This window comes from Pseudaestuariivita rosea (assembly GCF_017592335.1).
Taxonomy (GTDB): domain Bacteria; phylum Pseudomonadota; class Alphaproteobacteria; order Rhodobacterales; family Rhodobacteraceae; genus Parasulfitobacter; species Parasulfitobacter rosea.
Genome location: NZ_JACNMP010000009.1, coordinates 82,877 through 95,560, shown reverse-complemented (window position 1 = coordinate 95,560; position 12,684 = coordinate 82,877). Strand labels below are relative to the sequence as shown.

The window sequence follows — 12,684 nt, the reverse complement described above, 5'->3', positions numbered from 1 at the left end:
ATGTCAGATACCCATGCGCAATCCGTAGCCTTCGTCCGCAACACTGAAATCCCCCCATCCTTACCGCCAGATACCGAAGGTGGGGTGATCAAATGGGTACGGGAAAACCTGTTTCCAAACGTGCTGAGTGGTATCCTGACCATCGTTGCGCTTTATTTTATCATTCGGCTGTCAATCTTTGTTGTGCCTTGGATATGGAACGGGGTTTGGGGGGCTGATAGCCTGACAAACTGCCGTGAAGTGCTTGGGGGTAAAACAGGGGCGTGTTTTTCTGTTATTACGGATCGCTGGCACCAACTGTTGTTTGGGGCGGCTTATCCGCGTGATCTGTTTTTTCTGAGCACAATGACCGGCGTACCGGTGGCTGATCTGGTTACACCCGGAGGGGTCCGCGAAAACACCAATTTCTTCCAGGAGTTCTTCTTTGGCTATTGGCGGCCGGTTCTGGCCTTTGTGTTGCTATTTGTTGCCATCGCACCTGTCTTGTTTTCCGAGTTACCCAGAAAGATGTTGATCACAACGGCCATTTACCCGTTTGCAGCGTTCTGGCTGGTTTGGGGTGGATCGCTCTGGGTTCCCGTCACAATTCTTGCCAGTCTTGCTATCGCATATTTTGCTTACAGTTTTGTTGTGAACCGCTCATTCTTTTTAGGTGCGCTCAGCTTTCTGGCTGTTCTGATCCTTTTGTTGTTTGATCCCATCGCCATGCTTATCAACGCAGCCGAGTTTGGTCGAAATAGTCTGGCGTTCTTGGGATGGCAGCGCGCTGAGAATGCACTGCCGTGGGTGACGGTTATGGAGCAGAACTATCCATGGCTGATGAATATCTTTCCGCTGAATGCTCATGTGGTTGAGGGTTTGTCGACGATATCGTCGGTGTCCCTTGCGTCTGTGCCAAGTCGCGAATTAGGCGGTTTCATGTTGAATATGATCTTGGGAACCGTGTGTGTTTCACTGTCTTTGCCACTTGGCATCCTGCTTGCACTCGGGCGGCAGTCTAATCTGCCGCTGATCAAGTGGGTTTGTGTAATTTTCATCGAGTTTATCCGTGGTGTACCACTGATTACACTTCTTTTCGTTGCAAATGTCGTTCTTGCATACTTCCTGCCACCCGAATCCAATCCGGATTTGATTATACGTGTCATGATCATGATTACACTTTTTGCCTCGGCCTATATCGCCGAGGTAGTGCGCGGTGGTTTGGCAGCTTTACCGCGCGGTCAGTATGAAGCAGCGGATAGCTTGGGCTTGGAATACGCACAAGCCATGCGTTTGATCATCCTTCCCCAGGCATTGAAAATCTCGATTCCTGGAATCGTGAATGTGGCTGTGGGCTTGTTCAAAGACACCACGCTTGTGTCGATTATCTCTATGTTTGACCTGGTTGGATTGATCCGCGGACCCATCCTGGCTTCGACCGACTGGAATGGGGTCTATTGGGAGTTGTTCGGCTTTGCCGCACTTCTGTTTTTTGTCATCTGCTATGCAATCTCGCAATATTCGCAATGGTTGGAGCGTAAGCTTCAGACCGGCCACCGCTAAAAGAGGGCTGATAAAATGACCCAAGCTGCAAAAATGAAAGTCTCGGATGAGGTGGCAATCTCAATCGATCAGATGAACAAATGGTACGGTACGTTCCATGTTCTGCGTGATATCAATCTGACAGTCTATCGCGGTGAACGTATCGTGATCTGCGGGCCATCCGGGTCGGGGAAATCGACATTGATCCGGTGCATCAACGCACTGGAAGAACATCAGGCGGGTCGGATCGAAGTGGATGGTACACGTTTGTCGTCTGATTTGAAGAACATTGACAAAATCCGGTCTGAGGTCGGGATGGTGTTTCAACACTTTAACCTGTTCCCGCATCTGACCATTCTGGAAAACTGTACGCTGGCCCCGATCTGGGTGCGCAAGACACCGCGGAAAGAGGCGGAAGAGACTGCGATGCATTTTCTGGAGAAGGTCAAAATCCCGGAACAGGCTGACAAATATCCAGGTCAGTTGTCGGGCGGCCAGCAACAACGTGTGGCCATTGCACGATCGCTGTGCATGCGCCCGCGGATTATGTTGTTTGACGAACCGACATCGGCCCTTGACCCCGAAATGATCAAGGAAGTTCTGGATACGATGATCGAACTGGCAGAAGAGGGCATGACGATGCTGTGTGTGACCCACGAAATGGGTTTTGCACGTCAGGTCGCCAACCGTGTGATTTTCATGGATGCGGGTCAGATCGTCGAGCAAAACGAACCTGAAGAGTTTTTCAACAACCCGCAGTCGGATCGTACCAAACTGTTCCTAAGTCAGATCCTAGGTCACTGATAACTTCGGATACTCAGTTTTGAAAGCCGGTGCATCTTGCGTCGGCTTTTGTCATTTCTGATCCGCAATTGTCTTGACGTCAGGATCGTCTGGGATACTTTGCACCATCGATTGTGCAAATCAGAATCATCGTTAAAAGAACAGCACGATCGTCAGCTAGACCGGTTATACGGTGCTGAAAACTGGGAGGAAAATTATGAAAGCATTCAAAACGTTTGCGACAGGTATCGCCATGTCTGCAGCCATGGCCATGACAACTGCGGCTGAAACGACGAGCATGGGTGTCGTTGTCAAGATCGGTGGTATTCCGTGGTTCAATGCGATGGAAGAGGGCATCAAGGAACGCGCCGCTGAATTGGGTGTTGAGGCCGAGATGATTGGCCCGACCTCAGCAGACCCCGCATTGCAGGTCCGCGCGATTGAGGACCTGATCGCCAAGGGTGTCGATATCATCGGTGTCGTACCCAATGACGAGGCGGCGCTGGAACCCGTTCTGGCTAAAGCACGGGCCGCGGGCATCAAGGTGATCGCGCACGAGGGACCCGGACTGCAAAATGTCGACTGGAACTTCGAACTGGCGTCATCAGACGGGTTTGGCGAAGCGCACGCGCGGCTTCTGGCTGAAAAAATAGACGGGCCGGGCAAATACGCCGTCTATGTCGGGTCGCTGACCGTACCGCTGCATAACGCCTGGGCCGACGCAGCTATTGCATACATGCAGGAAAACCATCCTGAAATCGAATTGGTTGGCGAACGGTATGGCGTGGCGGAAAGCGTCGATGACAGCCGATCCACCGCCTTGGACCTGATCGCCGCCCATCCAGATCTGAAGGGTTTTCTGGCCTTTGGCAGTCAGGGGCCTATCGGTGCCGGACGCGCTGTTGAGGAACGCCGAAAGGGCGGTGAAATTCACGTACTTGGTCCATTCTCACCCGGTCAGGGGCGCGCCATGCTGAAAGACGGTGTGATTTCGGGGGGCTATATGTGGAACCCCGCCGAAGCGGGCCGTGTTTTTGTCACGCTGGGCCATATGCTGGCGAATGGTGAAGAGATCACCGAGGGCACTGAAATTGAAGGCCTAGGTGTTGTCAGCCCGGATGTTGAGACACGTAATATCATCACGGATAACCTACTGGAAATCAACACCGATACCGTCGACGAACTGGCCGCAAAAGGTTTGTAGGCTATAGGGATCGCGCCTGCATTCGCGGGCGCGATCCATACACAGAACATATTCAGACAGGTTCATTTCTTCATGCAATCCAGCGCGCAAGATGCCGGTACGCCCTATGTGCTGCAGATGTTTTCGGTCTCAAAGACTTTCGGTGGTGTTCGGGCCCTTGACGATGTGTCATTCGAGGTCCGTGAAGGTGAAGTGCATTGTCTTGCCGGCGAAAATGGTTGCGGTAAAAGCACTTTGATCAAGATCGTGACCGGTGTTTACACGCCCGAGCCAAGCGCGGATATCAAATGCTTTGGCCAATCCATCAGGTCGATGTCCCCCAAGCAGTCCCGCGCTATGGGCATCGCCGTGATCTGGCAGGATCTGGCGTTATTTCCGCATATGTCGGTGGCCGAAAATATCGCATTTGATCAGATGGTTGGTAATCTGCCCCGCTTTGTTCGGGTCGGCAGCAGGCTGGATCAGGTGAAATCCATTCTGGACCGACTTGGTGTTCAGCTTGATCTGGATGCACCTCTGAATACCTTACCTATCGCCCAACGCCAGATCGTGGCGATTGCCCGCGCGCTGATGGGTGACGCAAGACTGATCTTCATGGATGAACCCAACGCATCGCTGACACAGTCGGAAACAGATCACCTGCTTGAGATTGTGCGCAATCTGTCGGCCCAAGGGGTTGCTGTGGTTTTCGTCAGCCACAGGCTGGCTGAAGTTCTAGAGATTTCGTCGCGTGTGACCGTGTTGCGTGACGGAAAGATGGTGGGGGTTTTCCCGACCGAAGGCATGACCCAGGCACGCCTGACCGAGCTGATGACAGGTGCGTCTTTGCAGCAAACGGTTGCTGCCCGTGATCGCAGTGCCGCAAAACCCGTGTTGGCCGTAGAAAATCTGACCAGACACGGTGAATTCGAAAATATCTCATTCACAATTCGCGCTGGCGAAATTCTTGGATTAACAGGGTTGATCGGTTCAGGCCGAACTGAACTGGCACATAGTCTGATCGGTATGACCAAGCCGGATCAGGGCGCAATTTACCTGCAAGGTCGCCAGATAAAGCCGCAGTCGATCCGGCAAGCCATTGATCTGGGCATCGCCTATGTGTCTGAAGACAGGCTGTCACTTGGCTTGATCCAGCCGCAGTCAATCTCGGATAACAGCTCAATTTCAGTTCTGAAGTCCTTGCTGAACCAGATCGGTCTTTTGTCACCTGATAAGCAAGGTCAGATGGTCCGGCACTGGATCAATGAATTGTCGATCAAGATCGGTGATCCAGATGATGCCGTATCGACACTGTCAGGGGGAAACCAGCAACGGGTGGTTCTGGCCAAGTGGCTGGCAACGGAACCGCAGCTTCTGATCCTCGATAGTCCTACGGTCGGCGTCGATGTCGGTGCGCGTGCTGGCATCTTTCGTATTATACGGCATTTGGCCGAAAATGGGCTGGCGATCTTGCTGATTTCCGATGAGGTCACCGAGGTGCTGTTCAACTCGGATCGTATTTTGCACATGAACGGTGGCCGGATTGTCAATGAATATGACCCAAGACAGACCTCGGTCGATGCGTTAGAGGTGCAAATCTATGCCTAGGGTGCTTCGCGAATTAGGAACGGTCGAGGGTCGTCTGCTGTTCGTCATAATCCTGATGTTCGTTGGCTTAAGCCTAAGTACCGACAGCTTTCTGACGCTGGCGAATCTGACGTCGCTGCTGAACAACAATGCCGTCAATCTGATCTGGGCTGTCGGGCTGCTGGTTGTGCTGATTGCAGGCGGGATCGACATCAGTTTTGCTGTTGCCGCTTCTGTCGTGCAATATCTTGCCGTTTATGTTTTCGGATTGATGGGTGGCGGCAACTGGTTTCTTGGCTTTGTTGTTTGCGGTGTCATCGGCATCGGGCTTGGCCTGATCAATGCGGTTCTGATCCATGGATTTCGAGTTATCTCGATCGTCATAACCATTGCGACCTTTAACGCGTTTTTTGGCCTTTTGATGTTTTTCAGTAGTGGTCGGTCGGTTTATCTGTTGCCAGACTGGTGGACGGATCGGATTTTCATATTTGAACATCAATCCGCAAGCGGTGTCTGGTCTGAACTTAATCTGGCCGTGGGTGTCATGGTTGCTTGTGTTCTGGTGACGTGGATTTTGATCCGGTTTACGAACCTAGGGCGTCAGCTTTATGCCTTTGGCGACAATCCCGAAGCGGCCCGTCGGGCGGGTGTGAATATCGCATTGATGCAGGCCCTGGCCTTTGGATGGATGGGTATGATGGCCGGTATCGGCGGGCTGATGCAGGTCAATATCGTGAAAGAGGTCGTCCCAAATGCTCTTTACGGCCGAGAGCTTGAGGTTCTGGCTGCCGTCGTTCTGGGTGGTGCGCGTCTGGGTGGCGGGCGCGGGTCGATCTTGGGCTGTATTTTGGGGGTCATGTTCGTGGCCATTACACAGAATGGTCTGAATTTATTGGGCATCTCACCCTTTGCTTTCAACATGATCATCGGGGCGGCGATCCTAATCGCGATCTCATCCTCAAACCTTTCATTCGACATTCGACCGTCAAGGCGGGCCGTACTGCAAGAGGCCGCGAAATGAAGCAGCTACAACGTCATCTAGGCCCCGAGACATTACCACTGATTGCGGTTTTGGTTCTGATTATCGCTGTTTTCTCATTCGCCAGTCCACGGTTTCTGACCGGGGCCAATTTTGGCTCGATGGCGTCGCAGTTGCCTGTTTTGGGATTATTGACGTTGGCGATGCTCGTGCCGATCCTGTCTGGCGGTTTGAACCTGGCCATTGTTTTTCAGGCGAACCTGTCGGGGCTGACCTTGGCCTGGATTCTGATTGCCTTTGGTGGGGTCGAGGCCGGCTATGGCGCATTCGCACTTGGTGTCGTCGCGGCCATTATCGTCGGCGCGTTGTCTGGCCTGATCATGGGGCTTGTGATCGCTTATGTCGGCGCCCACCCCATTCTCGTTTCACTGGCGATGATGATTTTCCTGCGCGGCGTGGGTGAATTTCTGACACGTGGCGGCGACGTATCCGGCTTTCCCGATTTCATGAACACCATCGGATACGGTACGCTATTGGGTATCCCAGTACCGTTGATCATATTTCTGGCGGCAGCAATCCTGTGGCATATCATGCTAAAGCGCACGCGCCATGGTTTTTCGGTCTACATGATCGGGTCAAATATCAAGGCGGCCGAGTATTCCGGCATACCGACCAAACGCACTTTGACGCTGATCTACACAATCTCGGGCGCGATATGCGCTGTGGCTGGCATCGTAATGGCAGCGCAGTTCAATTCGGTTCGTGTCGGTCATGGTGAGGCGTTGTTGCTGGTGACGGTTCTGGCGTGTTTCCTGGGCGGCATTGACCCCTTTGGCGGCTTCGGTCGCGTGTTGCCAGTTGTGATCGCGCTTGTGATATTACAGGTCCTGTCCTCGGGCTTGAATTTATTGGGCGCCAATCAGTTTCTGTCGATCGCTGTCTGGGGCTTGTTCCTGATTGGCGTCATGGCTTTGCGGTGGCTGGTTTCGTGGCTGGCGCGCACACGAAAATGGGGGATCATGTGATGGAAGGGTTCGGCGTACATACCAGCATGTGGACGATGACCTGGGATCGGGAAGGTGCCGAAAAAGCGGTTGCGGGCGCTGTTGAATACGGCATGGATTTTATCGAAATAGCCCTGCTTGATGCGCCGTCGGTCGATGCGAAACATACGCGCGACCTGTTGGAAAAGCATGGCTTGCGGGCTGTGTGTTCCCTTGGTTTGCCGCAGTCTGTTTGGGCATCCGTCAACCCTGACGGAGCAGTCGATCATCTGAAACTGGCCCTTGATAAGGCCAGGGAAATGGGGGCCGAGGCCCTAAGCGGTGTGACTTACGGCGGGATCGGCGAACGCACGGGGCAACCGCCGACCGAACAAGAACTGTCAAATGTCGCCAAGACCCTTGAAGCGGCTGCGCGCTATGCGGCTGATTTGGGGCTTGGTTTCGGGATAGAACCCGTCAATCGCTATGAAAACCATCTGATCAACACCGGCTGGCAGGCCCGCGATATGATCGAACGGATCGGAGCGGATAATATTTTTATCCATCTTGATACCTATCATATGAACATCGAAGAAAAAGGCGCAGCGAATGGTATTTTGGACGCGCGCGAACACCTTCGATATATTCATCTGTCTGAAAGTGATCGCGGCACGCCGGGCGAGGGATGTTGCGACTGGGATGAGATTTTTGCGGCGTTGTCTGCCATAGAATTTAAGGGTGGTCTGGCCATGGAAAGCTTTATCAATATGCCGCCCGAGATTGCCTATGGTCTGTCGGTCTGGCGTCCCGTCGCAGAAAGCCATCAGGAAGTCATGGATAAAGGTCTGCCCTTTCTGCGGAACAAAGCCAGCCAGTATCGTCTGATTTAAGGGGGAACGAGGTGTCGGCTGATCCTGTATTCATTGGTATTGATGTCGGCACTGGCAGTGCGCGTGCAGGATTGTTTGATCAGACGGGCACATATCTGTCCCATGCTTCATCCGATATTCAGTTGTTTCAGATGGCTGGTGGTATTGCAGAGCAGTCCAGCGCAGATATCTGGCGCGCTGTCTGCGCGTCGGTTCGCGCCGCGATGGACAAAGCCGGCGTCACCGCTGAACGTGTCGCCGGCCTTGGTTTTGATGCAACCTGTTCCATGGTGGTCGTCGGGCCTGGAGATGATCCTGTCACTATCAGCAGTTCGGGTGATCCCGCGCGGGACGTTATTGTCTGGATGGACCATCGTGCCGTCGAACAGGCCGAGCGGATCAACGATCAAGATCATGATGTTCTGAAATACGTTGGTGGGCGTATCTCGCCTGAAATGCAGACCCCAAAACTGCTGTGGTTGAAAGAAAATCTACCCAACAGCTATCAACAGGCCGCGCATTTTTTTGATCTTGTTGATTACCTGACGTGGCGCGCCACGGGTCAGACGACACGCTCAACCTGTACTGTGACTTGCAAATGGACGTATCTTGCGCACGAAGGCCGATGGGATGCCGGGTACTTCGAACAGTTAGGTCTGGGGGATCTGGCAGTGGATAGCTTTGCGCGGATAGGTTCCAGTGTGCTTGAGCCAGGCCGTGCCATCCCCGGCGGTCTTGGTCAAAGTGCTGCGGGCGATATGGGGTTGACCCCCGAAACACCCGTTGCGATTGGCTTGATTGATGCCCATGCGGGCGGTGTCGGCACCGTCGGGGGGCGGCGTGCCACGGACAGAATGGCATATGTCTTTGGTACTTCGGCCTGCACGATGACATCGACCATTGAACCCGCTTTTGTTCCGGGTGTCTGGGGGCCTTACTTTAGTGCGATGGTGCCGGGGCTTTGGCTGAACGAAGGCGGCCAGTCAGCGGCAGGCGCGGCTATTGCGCGGCTGATTGATCTGCATCCCGGTCACAGGGAAGCAAAGCAAAAAGCACAGGACGCAGGGAAATCCGTGGCAAAGTGGCTTGCCGATACGATGCCGACAAACCGCAATACGCTGATTATCGCGGGGGATTTAACAGTTGTACCTGACTTCAACGGAAATCGTTCCCCCCATGCCGATCCGCATGCTCGTGCGGTGATCGCCGGACTATCGACTGATACAGACATCGAGAGTTTGCGCGCGCTCTATGCTGCTGGTCTTTTGGGTATTGGTTACGGCTTGCGCCAGATTATCGAGACGCAGGCGGTAAATGGCATACAAGTCGATGAAATCGTCATCAGTGGTGGTGCAGGCGCGCATCCTTTTGTGCGACAAGCGATTGCCGATGCAACTGGTGTTCAGGTGGTTCTGCCCACATCACCCGAGCCTGTGCTTCTGGGCAGTGCGATGTTGGCGGCAACGGCATCCGGGTTTTATCGTGATGTGCCTGATGCAATGGAAAATATGTCGTCGGATGGTGCAGTGGTTTATCCGCACTCAGATCGTGGTTCACACGACGAAAGGTATAATCGGTTTCTAGCCTTGCAGACCGCCGCCGCCCAATAATATCGCGCACGTATACTGATTGGCGAAACATGATGCGACAGAACAAACGCCCAACGATCTATGACCTGGCCCGGCTGGCAAAGACGTCGCCCAGTACGGTCAGCAGTGTTCTGAACGGCAATTGGCGCAAGCGCCGTATCAGCGAAAAACTGGCGCGCTCTATCAAAACACTTGCACATGAGCAGGGATATGCACTGAACAGGCAGGCACGTGCCCTGCGCAAGGATCGGTCCGGGATCATCGGGATGATCCTGCCTATGTATGACAACCGCTATTTCGGATCGATCGCCGAGCATTTTGAACAGATGGCCCGTGATCGTGGGCTGCTGCCGGTGATCACCAGCACGCGTCGTGATCCTGAGCTGGAGGCTGAGGCCGCCCGCGCCATGTTGTCCTATCGTGTTGAATATCTGGTCTGCGCTGGCACAACGGCACCTGATCAGATCCACGATCTTTGCGCCGAAGAAGACGTTCCAAGTCTGAACCTTGATTTGCCTGGAACGAAGGCGCCGTCTGTCATCTCGGACAATTATACAGGTGCTTATCATCTGACGGCCCAGATCATTCGCGATCTTGAAGACTTGGACGTGCATGGGGAATTGGCGTTCGTTGGCGGCAGGCACACCGACCACAACACAAAGGAAAGACTTCGTGGCTTTAACGATGCCAGCAAGGCCAAGATAGAAACGCGGATCGAAACCTGCGGTTATGCTGCTGATAAGGCCTATCGTGCGATGGCCGATTTGTTTGATCAGACCGGAACACTACCCAGTGGGCTGTTCGTGAATTCCACGATTTCGCTTGAGGGCGTCATTCGTTTTCTGGGCGATAGACCCGATGTCTCAAGATCAGTGGTCAGTATCGGTTGTTTTGATTGGGATCCGTTCGTGCAAGTTCTGGCGCATAACATTCACATGGTTCGGCAGAATGTACCCCAGATGATGGAATGCCTTTTCCAATTATACGACAACCGGGAAAGAGATGCTGCGCTGATCGAAATTGCGCCTATCTTGCAGTTGGCGACCAGCAGGAATTGATTACGAGGGCAGCCCGGTGCCCTGCAGCACACCATGTTCTAGCGCATAGCGCGTCAGACCTGCTGTACTGCTGATCCCCAGTTTGCGTTTGATATTTTTGCGATGCGTTTCGACGGTGCGTACTGAAATATCCAGTTCGGCGGCGACCTCTTTGTTCGACTTACCCTGCGCCAGTTGCAGCAGGATTGTCTGTTCACGGTTTGTCAACGCCTCACGCCCATCTGCGATCTTGGGGCTGAGCGATCCTTTCGCGCCGGTGCACAGATATTGCCGCCCTTGCATCACTGTATCGATGGCCGTCTTGATTTCATCAGTCGGTACATCCTTCAGAACATAGCCCTTGGCCCCATGGCTAAGCGCGGATGATATGTATTCGGGGCTGTCATGCATTGACAGGATCAGAATACGCGTTTCCGGGCGCCGTTCCAATATGATTTCAGTTGCTGAAAGACCGTTTACACCCGGCATATTCAGATCCAGCAGCATGACATCGGGGGCCAGAGCTTCGACCTGATCAATGGCTTCCTGCCCGTTGACCAGCGTGGCGATGACGTCAAGATCGTCATAGGTTTCCAGAATGGCCTGAATTCCTTCGGCCACCATGGGATGATCATCTACGATGACGACTTTGATCGCTGTCATGCAGGCACCTTTGTTTTTCCTTCTGGCGGCAACATGTGGCTAAGGGGCACCTGGGCCTCAATCACCGTGCCACTTTTGGTCGACAGTATTCTAAGCGCGCCGTTCAGTTGTTCGATCCGTTCCTGCATATTGCGCAGACCAAGGCCGCGCCGTCCATCCTGATTGCCACCTTTGTGGTCAAGACCTCGACCGTTGTCAGCAATCCGCAATGTGGCGCCTTTCTTATGACCCTTCAAATCCATCTTGACCTCTGTCGCGCCGGAATGCCGTTCAATATTTGTGAGTGCTTCCTGCGCAATCCGGTAAAGCGCGATGCGGGCTTCCTCATCCAGTCGGTTTCGGAAGACAACGGTCTGGAACTCCGTTTCGATACCGGTGCGCGCGCTAAAGTCATCGGTCAATGCCTGCAGCGCCGGTCCAAGCCCCAGATCATCCAGCACGCCAGGACGCAGGTCGCGGCTGATCCGCCGCACTTCGATGATGGCGCTGTTCAGGCTGTCGATACCTTTGTCCATATGGTCGGACGCGCGCACGTCACCCGATTGCACACGCCTGCGTGCCAGTTCCAGCGCGTATTTCACACCCACCAGCATCTGGCTGATCGAGTCGTGTAATTCGCGTGCAACGCGCCCGCGTTCCTCTTCCTGCGTGTCAAAAATGCGCTGCGTAAGCTCTTTCAATTTTGCGTCTGCCAATCGCCGTTCGCGCACGTTGATCACCAGTCCTGATATGAAAACGATCAGCAAAGCCGTGACCGAGATTGCGATGATCGAAACAAAAGTACGACGTACCCGCGCTTCGACATCGGCGCGTGCGTTTGCAACGGTGTCCAGGACATCGTCGATGAATATCCCCGTGCCAATCGCCCACTGCCAATCTTGCAAGCCCGCGACATAGGTGACAAAAGGTGCGTTTTCCCCCGTTGATGGCTTTTGCCAGACAAAACTGTGATATCCGCCGCCGGTTCGTGCAAGGCGTATCAATTCGTCTGTGATCGGAACGCCGTTCACGTCTTCCAGTCCGCTCCAATTGCGACCGATCAGATAGGTCTGCCGCGGCGACACCAGATTTGTACCATCATAATCAAACACGAAAAAATAGCCGTCCTGACCGTACAACATGGCTGCCAGTGTTTGCATCACCTCGGTCTGAGCAGCACGATCATCAGGGGCGGCACGACCGTATGTATTCACAAAAGCCGTGCGCGCGATTGAGATATAGTTTTTCAGTTCGGCGCGCTTGGCTTCGATCAATTGTGTTTCCAGGGCCTTGATCTCACGCTCAGCCAATTGCCGGGACTGTACAGCGACAAGTATCGCGATAGCGGTGGCCGCTAATACAAGCGGAACGGTCGCCAGAAGAAAGATTTTCTGGCTATAGCTGATCTGGAGTGATGGCATCCTGAAACGCATGACATGATTCGATACGAAAGAATCGCGGTAAAGCAAAGCTTTTGCTGTGTCACAGCGTGTCGCATGAAATGTGTTGCT

The 12,684-nt window shown here is 53.7% G+C and carries 11 protein-coding genes; 9 read left to right on the top strand and 2 right to left on the bottom strand.

Going from position 1 to position 12,684, the window contains the following annotated elements; all coding sequences use genetic code 11:
* The 9 genes from H7848_RS19800 to H7848_RS08420 all read left to right on the top strand — a co-directional run bounded on the left by H7848_RS19800 (position 1) and on the right by H7848_RS08420 (position 10,552).
* On the top strand, positions 1-1,542 hold the full coding sequence (locus H7848_RS19800) for an amino acid ABC transporter permease (protein WP_237072661.1): 1,542 nt from the start codon (positions 1-3) through the stop codon (positions 1,540-1,542).
* A gap of 15 nt (positions 1,543-1,557) precedes the next feature.
* Positions 1,558-2,325: an amino acid ABC transporter ATP-binding protein gene (locus tag H7848_RS08455; RefSeq protein ID WP_208350077.1), complete on the top strand. Its 768-nt coding sequence runs from the start codon at positions 1,558-1,560 to the stop codon at positions 2,323-2,325.
* Between the two features lie 196 nt (positions 2,326-2,521).
* A complete protein-coding gene (locus H7848_RS08450; protein ID WP_208350074.1) occupies positions 2,522-3,508 on the top strand; it encodes a substrate-binding domain-containing protein in 987 nt (328 codons plus the stop codon).
* Positions 3,509-3,580: 72 nt separating this feature from the next.
* Complete coding sequence (locus H7848_RS08445) at positions 3,581-5,095, top strand: sugar ABC transporter ATP-binding protein (protein ID WP_208350072.1); 1,515 nt, start codon at positions 3,581-3,583, stop codon at positions 5,093-5,095.
* The gene (locus H7848_RS08440) at positions 5,088-6,095 is read left to right on the top strand and encodes an ABC transporter permease (protein ID WP_208350069.1); all 1,008 of its coding nucleotides are present in this window, start codon (positions 5,088-5,090) and stop codon (positions 6,093-6,095) included. The genes H7848_RS08445 and H7848_RS08440 overlap by 8 nt, the downstream gene beginning before the upstream one ends.
* Entirely contained in the window at positions 6,092-7,078 is a 987-nt protein-coding gene (locus tag H7848_RS08435; protein ID WP_208350067.1) for an ABC transporter permease, read from the top strand. Before H7848_RS08440 ends, H7848_RS08435 begins: the two co-directional genes overlap by 4 nt.
* Before the next feature lie 35 nt (positions 7,079-7,113).
* Complete coding sequence (locus tag H7848_RS08430) at positions 7,114-7,926, top strand: sugar phosphate isomerase/epimerase family protein (RefSeq protein WP_237072660.1); 813 nt, start codon at positions 7,114-7,116, stop codon at positions 7,924-7,926.
* 11 nt (positions 7,927-7,937) lie between these two features.
* Positions 7,938-9,515 carry an FGGY-family carbohydrate kinase gene (locus tag H7848_RS08425; RefSeq protein ID WP_208350061.1) on the top strand — a complete coding sequence of 526 codons (1,578 nt, stop codon included), beginning with the start codon at positions 7,938-7,940 and terminating at the stop codon, positions 9,513-9,515.
* A gap of 32 nt (positions 9,516-9,547) precedes the next feature.
* The gene (locus H7848_RS08420) at positions 9,548-10,552 is read left to right on the top strand and encodes a substrate-binding domain-containing protein (protein WP_208350060.1); all 1,005 of its coding nucleotides are present in this window, start codon (positions 9,548-9,550) and stop codon (positions 10,550-10,552) included.
* Here H7848_RS08420 and H7848_RS08415 read toward each other — a convergent pair whose 3' ends face one another.
* Both H7848_RS08415 and H7848_RS08410 read right to left on the bottom strand, forming a co-directional pair.
* Positions 10,553-11,194, bottom strand: a complete 642-nt coding sequence (locus tag H7848_RS08415; protein ID WP_208350057.1) for a response regulator transcription factor — start codon at positions 11,192-11,194, stop codon at positions 10,553-10,555.
* Entirely contained in the window at positions 11,191-12,594 is a 1,404-nt protein-coding gene (locus H7848_RS08410; RefSeq protein WP_208350055.1) for a cache domain-containing protein, read from the bottom strand. Before H7848_RS08410 ends, H7848_RS08415 begins: the two co-directional genes overlap by 4 nt.
* Positions 12,595-12,684: the final 90 nt, after the last annotated feature.

What these genes read in the sequence shown, in the direction of transcription:
- H7848_RS08450 (WP_208350074.1), top strand. Translation starts at nt 2,522, where the DNA reads ATGAAAGCATTCAAAACGTTTGCGACAGGTATCGCCATGTCTGCAGCC.
- H7848_RS08445 (WP_208350072.1), top strand. Translation starts at nt 3,581, where the DNA reads ATGCAATCCAGCGCGCAAGATGCCGGTACGCCCTATGTGCTGCAGATG.
- H7848_RS08435 (WP_208350067.1), top strand. Translation starts at nt 6,092, where the DNA reads ATGAAGCAGCTACAACGTCATCTAGGCCCCGAGACATTACCACTGATT.
- H7848_RS08420 (WP_208350060.1), top strand. Translation starts at nt 9,548, where the DNA reads ATGCGACAGAACAAACGCCCAACGATCTATGACCTGGCCCGGCTGGCA.
- H7848_RS08410 (WP_208350055.1), bottom strand. Translation starts at nt 12,594, where the DNA reads ATGCCATCACTCCAGATCAGCTATAGCCAGAAAATCTTTCTTCTGGCG.
- H7848_RS08455 (WP_208350077.1), top strand. Translation starts at nt 1,558, where the DNA reads ATGACCCAAGCTGCAAAAATGAAAGTCTCGGATGAGGTGGCAATCTCA.
- H7848_RS08430 (WP_237072660.1), top strand. Translation starts at nt 7,114, where the DNA reads ATGACCTGGGATCGGGAAGGTGCCGAAAAAGCGGTTGCGGGCGCTGTT.
- H7848_RS19800 (WP_237072661.1), top strand. Translation starts at nt 1, where the DNA reads ATGTCAGATACCCATGCGCAATCCGTAGCCTTCGTCCGCAACACTGAA.
- H7848_RS08415 (WP_208350057.1), bottom strand. Translation starts at nt 11,194, where the DNA reads ATGACAGCGATCAAAGTCGTCATCGTAGATGATCATCCCATGGTGGCC.
- H7848_RS08440 (WP_208350069.1), top strand. Translation starts at nt 5,088, where the DNA reads ATGCCTAGGGTGCTTCGCGAATTAGGAACGGTCGAGGGTCGTCTGCTG.